Genomic DNA, 21354 nt, shown 5'->3' with positions numbered 1-21354 from the left:
GTACACTAAGAAAAGATATTTCACTCACATTGTTTAATAAGCTTACTATCTTAATATATATTATTAGTTTATTTACCAACAAATAGAATATTTGCTATCGTTGATAGCAAGAGAAAAGATGCAGGAATTGCTTCATAAGGATCATTGTGGAAAAGATTTGGTTAAAAAGCTATGACTCTGGTGTTCCAGAGTTTATTAATCCCGATCAGTATCCCTCGCTGGTTGCTTTGGCTGAGGAAAGTTTTCAGAAATTTAAAGATAGGGCATGTTACTCCAATATGGGAGTCGCGCTGACCTACGAAGAGATTGATCATAAAAGTCAGGCCTTCGCTGGTTTTTTACAAAAAACATGTCATCTTGCTAAAGGTGAGCGTGTTGCGATTATGATGCCTAATGTTATGCAGTACCCGGTGGCATTATTTGGGACGCTGCGTGCAGGATTAACCGTCGTTAACGTCAATCCACTTTATACACCCCGTGAACTACGACGTGTGCTACAAGATTCTGGCGCAAAATGTATTGTTGTTTTGGCGAATTTTGCGCATGTACTAGAGCAAGCGCTAGAAGATTCTCAGGTGGAACATGTTGTTGTTACTGAGCTTGGTGACTTGCTTGGGTGTATTAAAGGTTGTATTGTTAATGCGGTCGTTAAACACGTCAAAAAAATGGTGCCAGCTTGGCATATTCCCCATGCGTACTCTTTCAAAGATGTGATAAGTCATAAGAATAAAAATGCATTCCAACCCGTTACGATGACAGGAGATGATTTAGCATTTTTACAATATACCGGTGGAACCACAGGTGGTGTTAAAGGCGCGATGTTAACTCACCGTAATATGGTGTCAAACGTTCTACAAGCATCTGCTTGGATTGAACCTTTTATCGAAAATAAAAAAATTGAAGGTGGCATTATTACGGCGTTGCCGCTTTATCATATTTTTTCACTCACGGCGAATTGCTTGGTTTTCTTAAGGGCAGGAATCACCAATATTCTCATCACCAATCCGCGTGATATTCCTGGGTTTGTTAAAGAATTAAAACGCCAAACGTTTGCGATTATGACGGGCGTCAATACGTTATTTAATGCGCTGTTACACAATGAAGAATTCTTAAAATTAGATTTTTCAAAATTTATGTTTACCCTTGGGGGAGGCATGGCAGTGCAAAGGGCCGTCGCAGAGCATTGGAAGGAAGTAACAGGGGTTGCTTTAATTGAAGCTTATGGTTTAACGGAAACTTGTCCTGCAGTTACCATCAACCCAATGAGCTTAAAAAATTATAATGGCTCTATTGGATTACCTATTTCTTCAACGAACATCAAAATTGTCGACGATAACAATCAAGAACTCCCATTGGGTGATCCAGGCGAGCTTTGTGTGCAAGGGCCTCAAGTGATGAAGGGGTATTGGAATCAACCTGATAAAACAGCGGAAGTCATTAGCAGTGATGGCTGGCTCCATACAGGGGACGTTGCTACAGTCGATGAGCATGGTTTTGTACGAATCGTCGATCGTAAAAAAGATATCATCATTGTGTCAGGATTTAATGTTTATCCTAATGAAGTTGAAGACGTTATCGCTGGGATAAAAGGCGTGAAAGAAGTTGCGGTTATCGGTGTTAAAAATGATGAACACGGAGAAATTGTTAAAGCTTTTATTGTCTCAACCGATCCTGCATTAACGGCTGAACAAGTGATTGCCTATTGCCGTAAAGATTTAACCGGTTATAAAGTTCCAAGAGAAATTGAATTTAGAACGGAACTGCCTAAAACCAATGTGGGTAAAATTTTGCGTCGAGCATTACGAGAAGAAGAGAACAAAAAACATTCGAAGTAGCCAAAAAAAGGCCGGTACAGATGCCGGCCTTTTGAGTAAATCAGGCTTAAAAGGCGGTTTTTTCTTCCTCGTGTGCAAGTGCTGCACCTTCAGGCAAGGTCACATTCAATTCAAGCACAGAATAATCTCCACTTCGTTCTAACTGTACTTTAATTTGTTCTTGATCAACCTTAATATATTTGCTGATCACTTCAATCAGCTCTTTTTGTAACTGCTTAATAATATCTGTGCCAGTTTTACGGTTACTCTCATGTGAAACAATGATTTGTAAACGTTCTTTAGCGACAGATGCAGGCGTCCTTTTTTGCGTTAAAAAGCGTAGAAAATTGATAATCTTCATGCCGGGCTCCGAAACAGCGCAAGTTTATCCCATATTTTCTGTGTCCAATTTTTTGCTGAGGAATCAAAGGGAATTTTTTCGCCCAGCAAACGTTTTACTGCCTGTTCATATGCTAATCGTGCGTCACTTTCTGTATCTAAAGTAACAGGTACACCACGGTTAGAAGAGGTAAGAACTGCGGGTGACTCAGGAATAACCCCCAGTAAAGGTACGGAAAGAATTTCCAACACATCATCAACCGATAACATCTCTCCTCGTTTTACACGAGGTTCTGAATATCGGGTGATTAAGAGATGTTCTCTAATGGGTGATTCCTTGTCTTCGGCTCTTTTAGATTTACTTGCTAAAACGCCGAGGATGCGATCAGAATCGCGTACTGAGGAAACTTCTGGGTTTGTAACAACAATCGCTTCATCGGCAAAGTAAAGGGCCATGAGCGCACCTTTTTCGATACCGGCAGGAGAATCGCAAACGATGAAATCAAATTCTTTTTTGAGTTCTTCGATAACTTTAGCGACCCCTTCCTTGGAAAGCGCATCTTTGTCACGTGTTTGTGATGCTGGCAGAATGTATAAATTTTCAATACGTTTGTCTTTGATGAGCGCTTGGGTCAAGTTAGCATCACCATTGATAACGTTAACAAAATCATATACAACGCGACGTTCACAGCCCATGATGAGATCAAGATTACGCAAGCCAATATCAAAATCGATAACGGCGGTTTTATAACCCATATTGGCAAGACCTGCACTGATAGCTGCGCTAGTGGTTGTTTTGCCGACCCCACCTTTCCCTGAGGTAATTACAATGACTTTGGAGGTTGAATTTTTCAAGGCTTGAGTTCCTCTGAAGAAAAACATTACTGCAATAGTTACAGTGTTTAACCTAAATAGAGCGAATGTTCAAGCGGCCTTGATCCAGCTGGATGCAGGTCGCTTGTTTCCAACAAGTGTCTTTTAGGTCGTCACAAATCCGGTATTGTCCTGCGATAGAAACAAGTTCAGCTTCTAAACTTTTGCAATAGATCATGGCTTCTTGATCGCCCATCACGCCAGCGAGCGCCCGACCGCGTAGCGGTCCATGAACATGAATATTTCCATCAGCAAGTACTTCTGCGCCGTGACTGACTGCGGCAAGAATAATTAAATCACCACCTGGAACATACAGTTGCTGACCAGAGCGGATAGGTTGCGTGATAACACGAGTCGGAGAATTACCTAAAGGCTCAGCACGTATCGTAACGGGAGCGGTGGTAAGTGTCTCTTGTGGTTTATTTTCGACAACAGGCTGCTTTTTAGCCACAACTTTTTCTTCAGGGAAGAGAGCAAGCCCGGCAGCAATAGCGGCTTCCTTAATCGATTTAGCGGCCCCTCTAACGCCTATCGGTATCAGCTTCTTTGCGCGCATCATTGCGATGAGAGCTGGGAAACTCAGCACTTCACCTTGTTGTCGCAAGCGACTCACATCAATAATGATTGGTGCATGCAAGAAAAAATTGGGTGCTTGATTAATTTTATCGTCTAACTGCTCGGATAAATTTTCAAGATCCGTATCTAACAAAAGGATAGAAGTGAGCGTAAACATGCCACCTTTTAATGCGATGCTGGTTAGGGGTCTGCTTAAGGTAGCTTCGGTATTCATTGTTGGCAGCACTGTATCGGTAAATGACATCATTATAAGCATATCTTGTCTCTAAAGGCACGTAAGAGAAGAGGAGCAAAAAGAGGGTGTCCTATAGTTAAATCCTGTTGTTTAAATCAGTTACCTCAACATCTTGGTCTTTAAGTGCGCTATTCTATATTGTTAGGTAACACAATAGGATTTAGAGGGCGAAGGGAGCCATGAAGAGCTTGGGAAAACAGTTAACGATGATGCTGTTAATAAGCTCATTATGGATAATATCAATGATGGCTTTTGCCGACACAGACAATGCATCAAACCCCCTAGTCGCCTCTTTGGATCAGGAAACGAGTTTACCCGTTTACGATAATCGTTTTGTTGTCGATCAAAAAATTCAATCGCTGCAAATTATGATTAGCACAAAGAACATTCAATCAGTGAAAATCCTCGGCCCTGCAGGCATGGAAGTGCTCCCTTTACAAAACGGGGCCGGGGTTAGCTGGCAGCAAATAGATAACCTTTATGGCATCACGATTCAACATCCTGCGATTGGCCAGTGGGAAATCAAAGGCAGTATGTTGGCGCCTCCTAAAGTCATTATTGATTCAACCTTGAAAATGATTACGCCGGATTTTCCCAATAATTTGTTCCGTGGTGAAACTTTATCAATTAGCGCCTATTTAACAGATGATAATCAACGCGTTACTTCCAAACAAATATTAGATGAAATACAATTTACAGCCACATTACATAATGTGGCCACGTTGGAAAAGTATAAGATTTTTCTGGAAGGTACCAAGTCATCAAGCGTTTTTCGTTATGATTATACCTTACAAACCTTACCGGGGGTTTATCGCTTGGTTATTCAAGCGTCAGGATTATTATTTCAACGCCAACTAGAACAACAGTTCTATCTCTATGATTATCCAGCAACGATTAGCACAACTATCGTACCTGATTCAGATGAGTTGTTGATCTCCGTTACTTTGCAAAGTAACGTAATAGATGAAGGCACTTGCCGCTTTCATGCCTTGTTTACTGGCAGAGATGGCGAGCTGACCAGTACTATTTTACGAAAAATTGATGATAAAAAATGGCAACTTTATGCGCCGATATCGGATGCTTCCCACAAAGTTAATTTATTATTAAATGCTTACACGATTGATAAACGATTAGTGAATATTACTTTCCCTGAAGTTGATATTTTTGAAATGTTTCAAAAAAACATCATGGATGCCAAAACCTCTTGGGAAGAAAAATGGAAAATGTTTTGGCAAGAGAATCAGGATGCGCAATTAGGCAGTTTATTTTTCTTTTCACCAGAAAGAATGCGAGAAAACTTATTATTTGTGGTAAATCAAGATTTGCCGAAAGAAGTCATGCCATTGCGCAATTATCCTAGTGATGCCCAATTTTTATTGAAAGCTTGGGAACCAATAATGAATACCAAGCCACAAACCTTTGCTGATAAAATAAGGGCGCAAGAATTAAAAGATAAAGCGGCAGAGCAAGCGCTTGAGGCGAAAAAGGCAAGAATTGAAAAATTGAAGAAAGCAGTGCCTCCACCCAAACCATCACCATTACGTCAATGGGTATTAGGTATTTTAATTGTTTTTATTGTGCTATTCATTGCGTTAGTTGGGGCCTTACTGTGGGTTTTCCAAAAAAGGAAATTCGTCAGTGCTTATCAAGCCATGCAAAATATGATGCAAGTCATAAAGAACCAAGCGAAAGCGCTAAAAGCGCGGATACCCGTGAAAACAAAAGCAATGCCCGAAGAAGCAACGCAGGATGTACAAGAATCGGCGCAAGCTGCGACACTATCACCTGCCTCATCTGAGCAAGTGGTACTTGCTGAAAGTACACAAGAGACGGTGGCTGAGAAAGTGGAACCTCCTGACCCTCCTGCAGAGTCTGTAGAGGAAGCTACATCGCAAGCGGCGCCATTGCCGGCAGAAATATCGAAAGAGGCATCGGCGCAGGCGCCTCTTTCAGAAGCGCCCAATCAGGGACAACAACCTAACGTTTAGTTCAAGCGATGAGGTGTCGTATCCTGATGTTCTTTAAAGGAGGGAGGTGTTGTGCTACTTGCTTCCTTTGAAGAATGAATCGATGTTTTTGCGCCTAATTCTTCTGGAGAAAAATCATCAACATTGATAACCAATTGATACAGTTCATCAACACGATACAACGTTTGTGCTTCTTCTTCCGTGATGATTTTCGATGCTAATGCAAATTCGATGCTTTGCGCTAAGGTGCCATGCGCATCATGATTTTTGCTGGCATCAAATACCTGTTTAATTAACGTTGCGTTAGCAATGATTGCTTCAAATGCGGAAGATAATACTCGAATCGGATCTTTGGGATTGTTTGAAATAAACACACCTTCTAGTAAACGAGCACGAGTCTCGCTTTGGGTTGTCAACAATTCTGTAATTTCACGATTCAATTTATCTTTAGGATAATGGCAAGGAACTCCAAATGGCATAACCAGTACGCGTAAACCCAAAGCAACAGCGCGATTAGGAAAATTACGCAGTAGTTCATTCATGGCTTGCCAGTATTGGGCTAGACAGTAATCTAATGACCAACGCACAAGCGGTAGATCAGCGGCTTGAGAGCCTTGATCTTGATATCGCTTTAAAACTGCAGATATCAAATACATCATCGATAGCAGATCACCTAAACGGCTAGAAATGGATTCTTTGAATTTTAATTTTCCGCCTAATAATGCCATGGCACTATCAGCAACCAGTGCGAATGCGCTGCTTGCACGCCCAAGTTGTTGGTAGTAACGTTTCATGCCATTGGTGGTTGGGCTATTAGCAAAATGCGCAAAGGTTAAACCGTGAAATAACGCATGTGCGGCGTTTGATAAGGTAAAACTAATGTGTTGCCCCATATAATGTTCAAATTCTTGCACATTGTGATGTTGCATGGCATGCATCTCTTTTAAAACATAAGGATGGCAGCGGATAGCACCTTGCCCGAAAATGATCATGTTACGAGTGAGAATGTTGGCACCTTCAACCGTTATGCCAATAGGAACCCCTTGATATGCGCGGCATAGGTAGTTATTGGGGCCCATCATGATCCCTTTGCCACCGTGTAGATCCATTGCATCATTCGCAATTTTTCGGCCCAATTCGGTTACATGGTATTTTGAGATAGCGCCAGGGACTGATGGTTTTTCACCAGCATCCACCATGGCAACGGTTAAATGACGGACAGCTTCTGAAAGATACGTAAATCCCCCAATTCTGGCGAGCACTTCCTGTATCCCTTCGAAATTGGAAATACTGGTATGGAATTGACGGCGAATTCGACTATAGGCGCCACAAGTTAAAACCGCGCCTCTTGCACCACCTGAGCTAGAAGAGGGCAGTGAGATAGCGCGGCCCGTTGATAAACATTCAACCAACATGCGCCAACCTTGTCCGGCCATGTTAGGGCCACCAATGATCCAATCTAAAGGAATAAAAACGTCTTTTCCTTGAGTGGGACCATTTTGAAATGGGATATTGCTCGGTAAATGACGTCGACCTGTGGTGACTCCTTTGGTATTGGTTGGGATGAGGGCACAGGTAATGCCAAGTTCTTTTTTATGTCCTAAAAGCTCATCTGGATCGTAGAGTTTGAAGGCCAGCCCTAACAAGGTTGCAATAGGTGCCAGCGTGATATAACGCTTATTCCAGTTAAGTTTAATACCGATGATTTCTTTGCCTTCAAATTGTCCTTTGCAAATGATACCCGTATCAGGGATCGCACCGGCATCAGAGCCTGCTTCTGGCGCAGTTAAAGCAAAACAGGGGATTTCTTTACCGCTAGCCAGACGAGGTAAATAATAGTCTGCTTGTACTTTTGTACCATAACGTAACAACAATTCTGCGGGGCCTAAAGAATTGGGGACAGCAACAGTAGAAGCTAAGGTGAGGCTTCGTCCTGCCAGCATCGTTAAAATTTCTGAATGCGCGAATTCGGAAAAACCTTTACCGCCATATTTTTTAGGGATAACTAAGGCAAAGAAGCCATTATCGATTAAGAATTGCCAAATTTTTTCAGGCAAATCATTTAAGGTATGCGTGATTTCCCAGTCATTGGCCATTTCGCAAAGCTGTTTCGCAGGGCCATTTAAAAAAGCTTCTTCTTCTTCGCTCAATCTAGGGGTTGGGATGGTTAATAATTTTTCCCATTGTGGTCGACCGCTGAATAATTCTCCTTCCCAACCGACGGTGCCCGCTTCTAAAGCAACGCGCTCAGTTTCTGAAAGGGCGGGGAGTGTTTTACTTAAGCTATCGAAAACGGGATTGGTAATAAACCGTTTACGTTGCTCATCGCTATTTAGTATGAAAGCTAAACCGCCAAAAAGTACCCACAACAGGCAGAGGGAAAACCATCCTAATGAAGAGAAGATCGTTGTCACTAACAAGCCTGCGCCAATAGCGCCCGTTGCCACGATCAGCGATGCTCGGCTATATGCCAATCCGATTAAGCCACCTAACCATAAAATAGCCCAAAGCAAAGTGCTCATTTTTTCCCCCAAAACGATGCTGTATATAAGTAAACTATCCCTCGAAGTATAGTAAGCGTCAAGCTAAGTAAAAACTGGGTGCATATACTCTGCCCAAATTGAATTGATGCTGTGTTGGCTGCTTTCATTCATCCCAGTCATGCACTAAATGTGCACTCCTGGGACTTCTCTCATTTGCCGCCTTGCCTCAATTCAATTTGGTTTGAGTACATACTCTTCGCATTTGAAGCTTGACGACCTCCATTACATACAGCAACGGTGCGTAGTTTAGCTTTTTGCGCCATAATGTTTAAGTTTGGCGCAAGTAAATGTGCTAAGTCGCCGTTAAGTTTTAAACATCACTAAATGTGAGAATCTTCATGAAACGTAAAATTGGTATCTACATTCTTCTGATTGCAATTATTCTCGGGGCCGCTCCCTATTTGGCAGGCTTTATCGTCGAAAATAAATTTAAAGATATCGTGCAGGCAACTTCGGAATTAGATTCCATGACGATTTCAGTAGTGGAATACGACCGAGGCTGGCGCAAATCTCACGCAAAAACCCGCGTGACATTTCAGGGAGATGTCGTTGAGAAGCTAAATTTACAAGCCCAACAACATAAAGTCAGTGGCGATATTGCAAGCAAAGATATCAGCATCATGATTGTTCACGACATTCGACATGGACCATTTGTACAATTAAAAGACGGTAATTATGCAGATTGGACCTTTGCTTTAGCGACCATTCATTCTGTTTTGGCACCCACCGAAGAAGCTAAGAAACAACTCATGGCGGTTGTGGGCGAAACCGAACTGGTTACAATGGATAGCGAAATCAAAATTGATGGCGCAACCAAAGCCAAAATTGTTGGCAAAGAATTAAAAATCCAAGAAGCGGATCAAGAACATTTTCTATGGAAAGGCGTAACAGGTGACTGGGAGCTAAGTCGTGATTTGAAGCGCTTTCAAGGTAATTTGTTAATGCCAGGGTTTGATGCCTATCTGACAGATAGTCGCTTCATCGGAGAAGATTTAGTCATAAAAACAGACCGCTTTAAAACGCCAGAAGGATTGTGGTTAGGAAACTTAAAGCTGGATTTACAAAAATTCCAAGGCGACAAAGCGAAAAAAACAAAATTTGTTATAACAGGATTAGCAGCAAGCGGTGTCAATGATCTTGAAAATAATATGATTGAATCTTCGGGTACTATCCGTATCGAACATATTGATTTTGACGATCAAAAATATGGTCCCGTTAATTACAGCGGTTCAGTCAAAAATATTTCACCTGTAGTGATGAAGCGATTTATTGAAATTTCAAAAGATCTGCAAAAAGCACCGGAAGCAGAGCAGGTTAAATATGCTCAGCAACTTTTTGAGCTAGTGCCTGATTTCCTCAAAGCACGGCCCGTGTTAGTGATAGATGATTTCAGCATTGGAACACCAGAGGGACAATTTAAATCGGCATTAAGCGTGGAAGTAGGAGGACCTGAAGCCTATGACATGCAAAATACTCAAAAAATTGTTCAATCGATTGTTGCGAAAGGGAATATATTCCTTCCCAGAGCGTTACTGCATAGGTTATTAGCAGTTGCTCGGAATCAGGAAACAACGGAGCAAGTGAATACGCAAGCAGATGAATTGATTAATAAACAAATCCAAGAAGGATTATGGGTTACTAAGAATGAGTTATTGACCATGGATTTTGAATTCAAAGATAGTCAATTGAAGGTCAATGGTAAATCGTTGGATCTTTTCAAGATTTTATTTGAAGCAAAAACCCAAGCAACACAGGCACATGAGCATGCGGCTCCCGCGCCTCAAGCGCCACAAGGCGGCAGCGACACCGGAACCTCTTCCATGTCAGCGCCGCACTAAGGCATCCCCAAGGCGGGTAATACCCGCCTTTTCTCTTCCCAGTTTGAATTTATACTGTGTTGGCTGCATTCATTCAGTCCAGTCATGCACTATGTGTGCACTCCTGGAGCTTCATTCATTTGCCGCCTTGCCTAAATTCAAACTGGTTCGAGAATCTCTTCCCTGTTTGAATTTCTAAGCATCCACTTCCTCAACTAAAGCTTTTAACTCATATAATTTCTGTAACGCTTCTTTAGGTGAATACTCATCGGGCGTTAAATCAGCCAAAGCTTGGTGTAACACATTGGGGGTTTTCAAAGGTTTAGATTTTTTTACCGGGGCTTTAACCAAAGATTGTTTTTGTTCTAATTGGCTTAATATTTTTGCTGCAGTGGTTAAAACACTTTTCGGCAAACCCGCTAATTTTGCCACTTGCAGTCCATAGCTTTTATTGGCCGGACCTTGTTCCACGGCATGTAAAAATACCAATTCATCATCATATTCTTTGGCATCTAAGTGGATATTTTTAACTTGATTCGCGCGTTCGGTTAATTCTGTTAACTCGAAATAATGGGTTGAGAACAGCGTTAAGCTTTTGAGACGTTGGCATAAATCATCTGCACAAGCATAAGCGAGTGCTAATCCATCAAAGGTGCTAGTGCCGCGCCCAATCTCATCGATGATGACAAGACTTTGCGGAGTGGCATAATGCAAAATATTGGCAGTTTCTGTCATTTCAACCATAAAAGTTGACTGGCCTTTAGCGAGATTATCACTGGCTCCGACACGAGTGAATATGCGATCAATGGGGCCAATGATGGCACTTTCTGCCGGAACGAAGCTCCCCATATGAGCCATCAAAACAATTAATGCGGTTTGGCGCATATAGGTCGATTTGCCTCCCATATTGGGACCTGTAATCAAGAGCATGGTTTGCTGTTCATTCAATAGCACATCATTAGCAATAAACGGCTCTTTTATGACTTGTTCAACGACAGGATGTCGCCCTTGTTTGATATCAATACCAGGCTCATCGCTTAAAGTAGGGCATTGGTAATTAAACGTTTTCGCTCTTTCTGCTAAATTCGCCAACACATCCACTTCGGCTAAAATGACAGCTGTTTCTTGCATGGTATTGAGATCAACCAAAAGGGTTTTCAATAAAGCTTCGTACAGTTGTTTTTCGCGAGCGAGGGCTTTTTCTTGGCTGCTTAATACTTTTTCTTCATAGATTTTTAATTCAGGCGTGATATAACGCTCGACATTTTTAAGCGTTTGTCTGCGCACATAATCTTTAGGAGCCGATGCTGCTTGTTGGCGACTAATTTCGATATAAAAACCATGAACGCGATTAAATCCCACTTTCAAGGTACTTAATTTGGTGCGAGCTTGCTCTTTTTTTTCTAGTTTTTGTAAATAACTATCAGCGTTCTCACTTAATCCTCGTAATTCATCAAGAACTTCATCATACCCTTTAGCAATGACGCCACCGTCGCGGATCACTTGAGGAGGGTTTTCAACAATGGCATTTTTGAGCCGTGTACATAAAGCAGGCAATGCTTGTAATCTAGCGAGTTTTTCTTTATTAATGGCCTCTGCTTTTTGTAATAAAGATTTAATTTTTGGCACGGTTGCTAAGGCTTGTTGTAGCTTAACTAAATCTCGAGGCCTTGCCGTTTGTAAAGCAACCCGGGCTAAAATACGCTCCATATCGCCCACATTTTTTAACATGTCCTGAAGCGATTCTAAGGCACTATGATGTAGCGCATGGATAGTTGCTTGACGTTCTTGAAGAGGCGCTCTTGCTTGTAAGGGCCTTGCTATCCATCTTGCCAATAAACGGCTACCCATCGGAGTTGTGGTATTGTCCAAAATAGAGAGTAAAGTATATTCGCGAGAACCTTGTAAATTCGTTAATAATTCAAGATTTGTTAAAGTATGACTATCGAGTTGTACAAAATCATTGGCTTGTTCCACCAAAATACGATGAATATGTGGTAAAGCGGTACGTTGTGTTTCATGGGTGTAACGTAATAAACAGCCCGCTGCAATAATGGCAAGTTTCAGTGATTCACATTGAAAGGCTTGTAAGTTTTTGGTTTTTAATTGTAAGCATAGCTGGCGGTAAGCCGTTGCATGATCAAAATCCCATAAAGGACGTTTGCGAATGAGTATTTTATGATCCCATATTTGCGTATAAGGAAAGTTTTCTGCTAATAATAATTCGGCAGGCTTTAAGCGTTCTAATTCATTTTGTAACGCATTGAGGGTTGCCACTTCTTGTAAAATAAAACGTCCACTACTTAAATCTAAGCTGGCAATGCCAAAATGATTTTTCTCATGTGAAACAGCCACTAAAAGATTATCTTGTTTGGCATCTTGTAAAGCTTCATCCGTTACCGTTCCAGGTGTCAGAATTCGAGTGACTTGTCGCTCGACGGGGCCTTTACTGGTTGCAGGATCGCCAATTTGCTCGCAGATCACAACCGACTCACCAAGACGTAAGAGCCTGGCAAGATAATTTTCTGCTGCGTGAAAAGGAACACCTGCCATGGGAATGCCTTGGCCATTAGATTGGCCACGTGCCGTTAGCGTAATATCTAATAAGGCCGCTGCTTTTTTTGCATCGTCGTAAAAGAGTTCATAAAAATCGCCCATGCGATAAAAAAGCAGTTGGTTGGGGTGCTGTGATTTGATCCCAAGATACTGTTGCATCATCGGAGTGTGTTCATTTTCTTTGTTCTTTGTCATTTGGATTTCTAATTTAAGTTGTTACTCAAAAAATGCTTTCAAGATTAAGGCTTTTTGTTCACTATGATTATGGTAACAAAAATTATCGCTCACGAAAGTTCTGTGCCATAATATCAACATTCACTTTTTCTTTTAGTTATTTTCTTATTCTTATTTCTTAATTGGGGGTGTCTTGTGGACGACAACAAAAAACAAGCCTTGAATGCAGCATTGTCGCAAATTGATCGTCAATTTGGCAAAGGCTCAGTCATGTGGTTGGGTGACAAAGGGGCTATTTCTGATATTGAAGTTGTGTCAAGTGGCTCATTAGGTTTAGACATTGCTCTAGGTGTTGGCGGTCTTCCTTTTGGACGAATTGTTGAAATCTATGGTCCTGAATCTTCTGGTAAAACAACGCTAACATTGCAAGCGATTGCAGAATGCCAGCGTAGTGGTGGTGTCGCTGCATTTATCGATGCTGAGCATGCCCTAGATCCCATTTATGCTGAAAAACTCGGCGTTAAATTAGATGAATTGCTTATTTCTCAACCTGATACGGGAGAACAAGCATTAGAAATCGCTGATATGTTGGTGCGTTCAGGTGCCGTGAACATGATCGTGATTGACTCAGTTGCTGCACTTACGCCAAAAGCAGAAATTGAAGGTGAAATGGGCGATCAACATGTGGGCCTTCAAGCGCGTTTAATGTCACAAGCTTTGCGTAAACTCACCGGTAATTTAAAGCGCTCTAATACACTCGCTATATTTATTAACCAAATTCGAATGAAAATTGGCGTTATGTTTGGTAGTCCTGAAACCACAACCGGCGGTAACGCGTTGAAGTTTTATTCATCTGTTCGACTCGATATTCGTCGTATCGGTTCAGTGAAAAAAGGCGATGAAGTCACCGGCAGTGAAACCCGCGTAAAAGTGGTGAAAAACAAAGTATCTCCTCCTTTCAGACAAGCTGAATTTGAAATTGTTTATGGCGAAGGGATTTCACGATTAGGTGAAGTCGTCGATTTTGGCGTTAAAATTGGTGCAATTGAAAAATCCGGAGCTTGGTATAGCTATGCGGGTAACCGAATTGGTCAAGGTAAAGAAAACGCCAAGCAATATCTGCAAGATAATCCTAAGGTTGCTGAAGAATTAGAAGCAAAAATTCGTGAGCAGTTATTGCCACAAGATGGGCAAAAAGCGCCTATTAACACTTCCGCTTTATTGAAAGAAGAAGCTAAAGTGAAAGTAGCGAAAGCGAAGGGAGTTATAGAATCCGGTGTACTTGAAGAGGAAGAGTTTTAATATCCTAAGTCCCAGCATTAGCCTGGTTTTGTTGCTGGGACGGCACAGGGGCCGTCCCCTACATCTTTTTCGTGCTTTGTAGAGGCGGACCTCTGTGTCCGCCTTACTTCGTACCAGCTGATCGCAGCCAAGACTGTAACAAAATTTCTCTAGAACTCAGTGAAACCCTATGCAAACAATCAAAGATAAGGCAATTTACTTGCTTTCCCGCCGTGAGCATTCTCGTTACGAACTTCAGCGTAAGCTGCAGCAACGTGGTTTTCAAAGCAAAGATATCCGACCTGTTCTCGATGAATTGGAGAAAGAAAACTTACTTAGCGAAGAGCGATTTGTTAGCAGCTATATCCGCTCTAGACGTTCTCGGGGGTTTGGGCCTTTAAAAATTTGTGCCGAACTCAAAGAACGTGGTATTGATCGCGATCGTTGGCAATCTAACGAAGAATGGCAAGAAGAATTGTGGCAAAATAGTGCCATTCTATCGTGCGCTAAACGTTTTGGTCTGGCTGTAGCAAAAACTCGCGAACAAAGAATCGCGCAGTCGCAATATTTGCAACGACGTGGATTTACGTCTTCGCAAATAAAAATGGCCATCGGTGCACAAAAAGATAACATAGAAAATTAATATCCTCCCGATTGCGATTTCAATTTATTAGGTGAAATATGAAAGTTGGTGAACTTAGAAAAAGCTTTTTGCGCTTCTTTGAAAAAAAAGGGCACGCTATTGTGCCAAGCAGTTCGTTAGTACCTCATAACGATGACACCTTGTTATTCACCAACGCGGGGATGGTGCAATTTAAAGAGGTTTTCTTGGGGCTAGAAAAACGTCCCTATCAGACCGCTACCAGCGCGCAGTGCTGTGTTCGAGCAGGCGGTAAACACAATGATTTAGAAAATGTCGGATATACCGCTCGTCACCATACCTTCTTTGAAATGCTAGGCAATTTTAGTTTTGGCGATTATTTTAAACGTGAAGCCATTGCATATGCCTGGGAATATCTCACCCAAGAATTGAAGATTGATCCTAAAAAATTATGGGTCACTGTTTATGAACAAGATCAAGAAGCAGAAGATATTTGGTTAAACGAAATTAAAGTGGATAAAAGTCGCTTTTCTCGATGTGGAGAAAAAGACAATTTTTGGTCAATGGGTGACACTGGCCCTTGTGGACCCTGCACAGAAATTTACTACGATCATGGCCCTTCGATTGCAGGTGGCCCACCGGGTTCTCCTGATGCCGAAGGCGATCGTTATGTGGAGATTTGGAATTTAGTCTTCATGCAATTTAATCGTGATGCAAAGGGGAATATGACGCCTTTGCCCAAACCGTCTGTTGATACGGGGATGGGGATGGAGCGAGTTGCGGCGGTCATGCAGGGCGTAACGAATAACTATGACATTGATTTATTCAAAGCGCTGATTCAATCGGCCATGTCGATTCTTGAACTGCAAAAAACCAATGAGCAACAGCAAAAATCATTGCGAGTATTAGCCGATCATATTCGTTCTTGCACGTTTTTAATTGCGGATGGGGTGATGCCTTCTAACGAAGGGCGAGGATATGTTCTGCGTCGTATTATGCGCCGTGCATTACGTCATGGAAATCTATTAGGTGCACAAACGACTTTCTTCAATAAAATGGTTGCACCGCTTGTGCAACAAATGGGCGATGCCTATCCTCATATTCAAAAGCAACAAGCGCAAATTGAACGAGTCATTTTAAAAGAAGAAGAACAATTTGCTCGAACCTTAGATCAAGGTTTAAAAATTCTTGAACAAGATATCAAGTTACTGAAAGGTCAATTGATTAGTGGTGAAACGGTTTTCAAACTTTATGATACTTATGGTTTCCCAGTTGATTTAACCGCAGATATCGCACGAGAAAGAGGCTTGCAAGTTGATATTGCTGGTTTTGAAATGGAAATGGAAAAGCAACGTGAGCGAGCTCGTGCAGCAAGCCAATTTGATGTTGATTATAACGACGCTATCAAAATGGACGCAAAAAGCCAATTTACGGGTTATCACGCAACAGAAAGTGAATCTAAAATCATTGCTTTGCTTAAAGGTAAAGAAACGGTCACTACTTTAAAGGCCGGTGATAAAGGAAGTATTGTACTCTTAGAAACCCCGTTTTATGCAGAATCCGGTGGGCAAGTAGGTGATACGGGGATTATTCAAAGTGCAAAAGGCACTTTTATTGTCGAAGATACGCAAAAATCGGGCGATGCCATCGTGCATATTGGCCATCTGCAACAAGGTAACTTGTCAATTGATGAGATGGCAAAGGCGGTAGTCAATAGCGAATTACGACAAGCCACTAAATTAAACCATTCTGCGACGCATTTGTTGCATGCCGCATTACGTGAAATAGTGGGTCATCATGTACTACAAAAAGGCTCACTCGTTGCGCCCGATCGATTACGTTTTGATTTTGCGCATTTTGAAGCATTAACGCCTGAACAAATTCAAGCGGTAGAAAATCGCGTAAATGAGAAAATCCTGGAAAATACCCAAGCCACGATTACCGAGACGACCCCAGAAGAAGCAGTCAAATTAGGCGCGATGGCCTTATTTGGTGAGAAATATGGCGATAAGGTTCGTGTGCTTAACATGGGTAATGGCTACTCCGTGGAATTATGCGGTGGCACGCATGCGGGGCGTACAGGCGATATTGGTCTGTTTAAAATTATTGCTGAGACGGGGATTGCCTCAGGAGTGCGCCGAATTGAAGCATTAACAGGGCATGGCGCTATGCAATGGTTGAATCAAGCGGATAAAAGCATTCAACACTTAGCGTCAATGTTAAAAGGCACCCGCCTTCAAGTTGAAGAAAAAGTAACCCAATTACTCGATAAATTAAGAGATCTGGAAAAGGAAACTCAACGCTTAAAAGCTAAATTGGCTAGCGGCGGCAATGGGGGGGATTTAACCAGTGAAGCCATCACATTCGGAGATATTAAGCTCCTAGTGAAGCGCTTATCCGATACTGAGCCCAAAATCATGCGAGAGCTGATGGATGATCTCAAGAATAAGCTAGGAAGGGCGATTATAGTGTTAGCAGCCGTAAATGATGGAAAGGTGCAATTAATCGTAGGTGTTACTAATAATTGCACAGATAAAGTTTCGGCAGGAGAGCTCGTGAATTTTGTGGCTTTGCAAGTTGGAGGCAAAGGGGGCGGTCGCCCAGATCTGGCCCAAGCAGGAGGCACAACACCCGAGCACCTGGATAAAGCACTTGCGTCGGTATCGACATGGGTGCAAGAAAAACTTTAGTGGATTGGGATTTTGATGTATAACGCATCAAAAATGTTAGAATTCTACGTTTTAATGGATTAGCTAATGAGCTTAATAGTTCAAAAATACGGCGGAACCTCAGTCTCAGATATTTCACGTATGATGCATGTGGCTCGAAAGATTAAAGCCACGCAAAATGCAGGGCATTCTGTGGTTGTGGTTGTTTCTGCAATGGGGCATGAAACCGATCGTCTAGATGATTTAGCTCATCAAATCATGGATAATCCAACACCGCGAGAACTCGATGTTTTATTGGCAACGGGCGAACAAGTTTCGATAGCGCTCCTTTGCATGGCATTACACAGTATGGGATGCCCTGCAAGATCGTATACCGGAGCACAAGTTGCCATTCGAACCAATTCTGTTCATACCAAATCTCGAATTGAGCATATCGATGACGAGAAAATTCGCGCTGATTTGGCGCAAGGTATGGTGGTGGTGGTTGCTGGCTTTCAAGGTATTGATGCGGCAGGGAATACCACAACACTTGGGCGAGGCGGTTCTGATACAACGGCCGTTGCGCTGGCCGCAGCCTTAAAAGCGGATGAATGCCAAATTTATACCGATGTCGACGGTGTGTATACCACGGATCCGCGAATGGTAAGTGATGCGCGTCGAATGCCCCGTGTTACTTTTGATGAAATGCTTGAATTATCAAGTTTAGGGGCACAAGTTTTGCAAATTCGTGCAGTGGAATTTGCTGGAAAATACAATGTTCCATTAAGAGTGTTGTCGACGTTTAAAGAGGGCTCAGGCACTTTGATTACATTTGATGAGAAAAGTATGGAACAACCCATCGTTTCCGGGATCGCATTTAGTCGTGAAGAAGCTAAATTGATTATTAGGGGTGTACCCGATAAACCTGGAATTGCTGGACAAATTTTAGGCCCGATTAGTGACGCTAATATTGAAGTCGATATGATCGTACAAATATTAGGTGACGATGGTAATACGGATTTTGCGTTTACGGTTCATCGTCGGGACTATGAGCAAGCGTTTGCCATTTTGCGCGAAGTCAATGATGAACTAGGCGCAGGTGGCGTATTAGGTGATGCTAAAATTGCTAAGGTGTCGTTAGTAGGTGTTGGTATGCGTTCCCATGCTGGAATTGCTAGCACTATGTTTAAAGTATTAGGCGCAGAAGGAATTAATATCCAACTCGTGGCCACCTCCGAAATTAAAGTATCGGTGTTGGTGGACGAAAAATATTTAGAGTTGGGAGTGCGGGCACTGCATGAAGCGTTTCGCCTGCATGAGGACCCCTACGAAGAGGAAGCTGAACGTCGTAGGCTCCGTGCTTAGTGCGAATTAAAATAACAAAATCAGGATGTCAATCAACGCGAGGGCTGATGCAGTACATCGGCAGGAGTGAAGAGGATAACGTCTTGTGTATTAAAGGAGATTGACCACTATGCTCATTTTAACTCGACGAGTGGGTGAGACGTTGATGATAGGTGATGATGTCACCGTGACTGTGCTTGGTGTGAAAGGTAACCAGGTGCGTATTGGCGTGAATGCCCCTAAAGAAATTTCGGTGCATCGCGAAGAGATCTATCAACGGATCCAGCAAGAAAAAGCCACAGGTCATAAAGAACCTTCTAAAGACGATTCTTCTAATTCCTAATGGGGTCATAACCCATTGCCATTTCAAGAAGGCGGATGTCATCAGCATCCGCCTTTTTTGTTATCTCCTTGAATAACTTTGTTTGTTTTGCAAGAGGCTTAACCTTCTCGCCTGACAATGTTATGATGTGCCCCTCATTGACGGAGAGATGGCCGAGTGGCCGAAGGCGCTCCCCTGCTAAGGGAGTATGGGGCTTAAACCCCATCGAGGGTTCGAATCCCTCTCTCTCCGCCAGTCTTCGTCACACTTCGTGTGACTACGCCCGGCACGCCAATTAAAATATTAAATTCTCAATCTTTGATTTTTCTGTTAAGAAGACTGTCCGGCGAAGTAGGCTGTGGGCCTTCGTAGACGGACAATTAGCCCGCGCAGCGGGTTTTTTTATATCTGGTGATCCCGCTCTGCCTAAGGGCTACGCCGGACAAGAAAGTGATGCAGCCCAGAGAAGGCGCGCTTGCCCGCCGAAGCATGCAATGCGAAGGGGGGGAATCAATCCCTCTCTCATAAACAAAAGCCCGCGTAGCCTACTCAACGCCCTCTAAAGGACATCCAAACCTCAGTCTGCGACACAGGTCGCGTGACTAACTGCTATGCCAAGGAAAAAGAAGGACATCCATAAAATGATTTGGGTGTCCTATTTATCACTATTTATAAATTTGGGTGTCCTATGTTTAGTTACATTCTTGAAGTAACTTGGTGATGAGTTGGGCAGCCGGGAGCTCGCGAGCAAGCGGGGCGCCTTGTCCAGCCCAATGCACAGCAAAATCATGGTTCCCTTGAACGCTCGCGGCGGCATGTAAAGATTTTGCGGCATCGTAAGCAATGGGATAAGCCGGGATAGCCAAATTTTCTAAGTGATGAGCAAGCATCAAACGATTCACTAAACCACGTGCAGGGCGACCAGAAATTAGAGAAGTAAGTTGTGTGTCATATGCCTGCTCGCTTTTTAACGCCGCACGATAAGTCGCATTAGCAGCCGATTCTGGACAAAGAATAAAAGCCGTGCCCATCTGAACACCAATGGCACCGAGTGCCAAAGCTGCTTTAATACCCTGTCCATCCATGATGCCTCCAGCAGCAATCACCGGGATCTGACTTTGCTTAATAAGCAAACTCACCAGAACTGCGGTGCTTAGCGCCGTGTCATGCTGATTCACTGCAAATTGACCGCGATGTCCGCCGGCTTCAATTCCTTGGGCAACGATGGCATCATTGCCTGCGGCTTCAATGCGCTTTGCTTCATCGACATTGGTTGCCGTTGCCATCGTTTTAATACCCGCAGCTTGCAGAGCACTCAGAGATTCACGTGAGGGCAGACCAAAATGAAAACTCACAATAGGAGGCTTTAAAGCAAGCAGCAATGCTAGGATTTGTTCATCATCTCTGAAACTCCGGTAGGGCGTTTTTAACTCAGTAGGCACTGTCGTGTGACATTCAGCAAAGAAAGGCGCAAGAGCAGCAAGCCAGGCAGCCTCACGCACAACATCATGTGAAGGCGTCGGATGACAGAATACGTTCACATTAAAGGGATGCGAGGTTAGCTGCTTTGTTTCTTCAATTAATTGTCGAGCTTGTTCTTGAGTGCTCGCTCCAATACTAATAGAACCCAGTCCACCGGCGTTGGAAACCGCGGCAGCAAGCTTAGGCGTTGAGACACCAGCCATCGGTGCCTGAATGATAGGATGATGTACGCCAAATAGATTAAGCATGGTCTCCTCTCACGCCAATATCTTCATTCCATAATGTCGGATTTGCAGCGATAAATTGCTGCATCAGCTGATAGCATTCATCATCTTGCAAGACAATCACTTGTACACCGCGAGAACGCAGCAGATTTTCTTCTCCCATGAAGGTTTTGTTCTCGCCAATCACAACGACTGGGATCTTATATAATAGAATAGCGCCGCTACACATAGGGCAAGGTGACAGCGTGGTATAGAGCACACTCTCTTGATAGACGATCGCAGGCTGTCGTTTCGCATTTTCTAGTGCATCCATTTCTCCGTGCAGAACAGGACTTCCTTTTTGAACACGCTGGTTATGGCCGCGTCCCAAAATTTGGTTGCGATGAACGATGACAGATCCAATGGGGAGACCGCCGGTTTGCATGCCGATTTTTGCTTCCTCAATTGCTGCGCGCATAAAAATTTCATGTGACATTGCCAAGCTCCTTCTGGGGTGAAAATAATTTAGACGGATGGTCGCTTTAGTATTGCAATTGAGTTCATTATGCCTACAATCAA

At 42.9% G+C, this 21354-nt stretch carries 15 protein-coding genes and 1 tRNA gene; 9 read left to right on the top strand and 7 right to left on the bottom strand.

Annotated features, from left to right (window positions below; translation table 11 throughout):
* The first annotated feature begins 146 nt into the window (after positions 1–146).
* Positions 147–1835, top strand: a complete 1689-nt coding sequence (locus HT99x_RS12510) for an AMP-binding protein (RefSeq protein ID WP_075067000.1) — start codon at positions 147–149, stop codon at positions 1833–1835.
* A gap of 46 nt (positions 1836–1881) precedes the next feature.
* On the opposite strand, the gene minE is transcribed toward HT99x_RS12510, so the two are convergent.
* The 3 genes from minE to minC form a co-directional block, all read right to left on the bottom strand.
* Complete coding sequence (gene minE / locus HT99x_RS12505) at positions 1882–2175, bottom strand: cell division topological specificity factor MinE (protein WP_075067001.1); 294 nt, start codon at positions 2173–2175, stop codon at positions 1882–1884.
* The gene (gene minD / locus HT99x_RS12500) at positions 2172–2984 is read right to left on the bottom strand and encodes a septum site-determining protein MinD (RefSeq protein WP_445971448.1); all 813 of its coding nucleotides are present in this window, start codon (positions 2982–2984) and stop codon (positions 2172–2174) included. Before minD ends, minE begins: the two co-directional genes overlap by 4 nt.
* Before the next feature lie 76 nt (positions 2985–3060).
* A complete protein-coding gene (minC, locus tag HT99x_RS12495) occupies positions 3061–3858 on the bottom strand; it encodes a septum site-determining protein MinC (RefSeq protein WP_083482940.1) in 798 nt (265 codons plus the stop codon).
* Positions 3859–4016: 158 nt separating this feature from the next.
* On the opposite strand from minC, the gene HT99x_RS12490 reads away from it, so the two are divergent.
* On the top strand, positions 4017–5825 hold the full coding sequence (locus tag HT99x_RS12490) for a hypothetical protein (RefSeq protein ID WP_259566613.1): 1809 nt from the start codon (positions 4017–4019) through the stop codon (positions 5823–5825).
* Here HT99x_RS12490 and HT99x_RS12485 read toward each other — a convergent pair.
* On the bottom strand, positions 5822–8326 hold the full coding sequence (locus HT99x_RS12485; RefSeq protein WP_075067004.1) for an acyl-CoA dehydrogenase: 2505 nt from the start codon (positions 8324–8326) through the stop codon (positions 5822–5824). The genes HT99x_RS12490 and HT99x_RS12485 overlap by 4 nt on opposite strands.
* 359 nt (positions 8327–8685) lie before the next feature.
* Here HT99x_RS12485 and HT99x_RS12480 point away from each other — a divergent pair, with 359 nt between their 5' ends.
* Positions 8686–10185: a DUF945 family protein gene (locus HT99x_RS12480; protein WP_075067005.1), complete on the top strand. Its 1500-nt coding sequence runs from the start codon at positions 8686–8688 to the stop codon at positions 10183–10185.
* Between the two features lie 174 nt (positions 10186–10359).
* Here HT99x_RS12480 and mutS read toward each other — a convergent pair whose 3' ends face one another.
* On the bottom strand, positions 10360–12915 hold the full coding sequence (mutS, locus tag HT99x_RS12475) for a DNA mismatch repair protein MutS (protein ID WP_075067006.1): 2556 nt from the start codon (positions 12913–12915) through the stop codon (positions 10360–10362).
* A gap of 174 nt (positions 12916–13089) precedes the next feature.
* Between mutS and recA the strand changes: the two genes are divergently transcribed.
* The 6 genes from recA to HT99x_RS12445 all read left to right on the top strand — a co-directional run bounded on the left by recA (position 13090) and on the right by HT99x_RS12445 (position 19345).
* Positions 13090–14196, top strand: coding sequence for a recombinase RecA (recA, locus tag HT99x_RS12470; RefSeq protein WP_083482941.1), 1107 nt, complete (start codon positions 13090–13092; stop codon positions 14194–14196).
* A gap of 169 nt (positions 14197–14365) precedes the next feature.
* Positions 14366–14818, top strand: coding sequence for a RecX family transcriptional regulator (locus HT99x_RS12465; RefSeq protein ID WP_075067007.1), 453 nt, complete (start codon positions 14366–14368; stop codon positions 14816–14818).
* Between the two features lie 38 nt (positions 14819–14856).
* Positions 14857–17466, top strand: coding sequence for an alanine--tRNA ligase (alaS, locus tag HT99x_RS12460; protein ID WP_075067008.1), 2610 nt, complete (start codon positions 14857–14859; stop codon positions 17464–17466).
* A gap of 66 nt (positions 17467–17532) precedes the next feature.
* The gene (locus HT99x_RS12455; protein WP_075067009.1) at positions 17533–18789 is read left to right on the top strand and encodes an aspartate kinase; all 1257 of its coding nucleotides are present in this window, start codon (positions 17533–17535) and stop codon (positions 18787–18789) included.
* Positions 18790–18898: 109 nt separating this feature from the next.
* Positions 18899–19111 carry a carbon storage regulator CsrA gene (gene csrA, locus HT99x_RS12450; RefSeq protein WP_075067010.1) on the top strand — a complete coding sequence of 71 codons (213 nt, stop codon included), beginning with the start codon at positions 18899–18901 and terminating at the stop codon, positions 19109–19111.
* 142 nt (positions 19112–19253) lie between these two features.
* Positions 19254–19345: transfer RNA gene (locus HT99x_RS12445), tRNA-Ser, on the top strand.
* 437 nt (positions 19346–19782) lie between these two features.
* Here HT99x_RS12445 and HT99x_RS12440 read toward each other — a convergent pair.
* Entirely contained in the window at positions 19783–20820 is a 1038-nt protein-coding gene (locus tag HT99x_RS12440; protein ID WP_075067011.1) for a nitronate monooxygenase, read from the bottom strand.
* Positions 20813–21271 (bottom strand): deaminase, encoded by a 459-nt coding sequence (locus HT99x_RS12435; protein ID WP_075067012.1) that lies wholly within the window; start codon positions 21269–21271, stop codon positions 20813–20815. The genes HT99x_RS12440 and HT99x_RS12435 overlap by 8 nt, the downstream gene beginning before the upstream one ends.
* Positions 21272–21354 lie beyond the last annotated feature (83 nt).

Source organism: Candidatus Berkiella aquae, assembly GCF_001431295.2.
GTDB lineage: Bacteria > Pseudomonadota > Gammaproteobacteria > Berkiellales > Berkiellaceae > Berkiella > Berkiella aquae.
Note: the sequence above shows the minus strand (reverse complement) of the source record. Positions and strands in the feature narration are given on the sequence as shown.

Excerpts from the sequence above, each read along its gene's own strand:
- minE (WP_075067001.1), bottom strand. The coding sequence starts at position 2,175 with ATGAAGATTATCAATTTTCTACGCTTTTTAACGCAAAAAAGGACGCCT.
- minC (WP_083482940.1), bottom strand. The coding sequence starts at position 3,858 with ATGCTTATAATGATGTCATTTACCGATACAGTGCTGCCAACAATGAAT.
- HT99x_RS12490 (WP_259566613.1), top strand. The coding sequence starts at position 4,017 with ATGAAGAGCTTGGGAAAACAGTTAACGATGATGCTGTTAATAAGCTCA.
- HT99x_RS12485 (WP_075067004.1), bottom strand. The coding sequence starts at position 8,326 with ATGAGCACTTTGCTTTGGGCTATTTTATGGTTAGGTGGCTTAATCGGA.
- HT99x_RS12480 (WP_075067005.1), top strand. The coding sequence starts at position 8,686 with ATGAAACGTAAAATTGGTATCTACATTCTTCTGATTGCAATTATTCTC.
- mutS (WP_075067006.1), bottom strand. The coding sequence starts at position 12,915 with ATGACAAAGAACAAAGAAAATGAACACACTCCGATGATGCAACAGTAT.
- HT99x_RS12465 (WP_075067007.1), top strand. The coding sequence starts at position 14,366 with ATGCAAACAATCAAAGATAAGGCAATTTACTTGCTTTCCCGCCGTGAG.
- alaS (WP_075067008.1), top strand. The coding sequence starts at position 14,857 with ATGAAAGTTGGTGAACTTAGAAAAAGCTTTTTGCGCTTCTTTGAAAAA.
- HT99x_RS12455 (WP_075067009.1), top strand. The coding sequence starts at position 17,533 with ATGAGCTTAATAGTTCAAAAATACGGCGGAACCTCAGTCTCAGATATT.
- csrA (WP_075067010.1), top strand. The coding sequence starts at position 18,899 with ATGCTCATTTTAACTCGACGAGTGGGTGAGACGTTGATGATAGGTGAT.
- HT99x_RS12440 (WP_075067011.1), bottom strand. The coding sequence starts at position 20,820 with ATGCTTAATCTATTTGGCGTACATCATCCTATCATTCAGGCACCGATG.
- HT99x_RS12435 (WP_075067012.1), bottom strand. The coding sequence starts at position 21,271 with ATGTCACATGAAATTTTTATGCGCGCAGCAATTGAGGAAGCAAAAATC.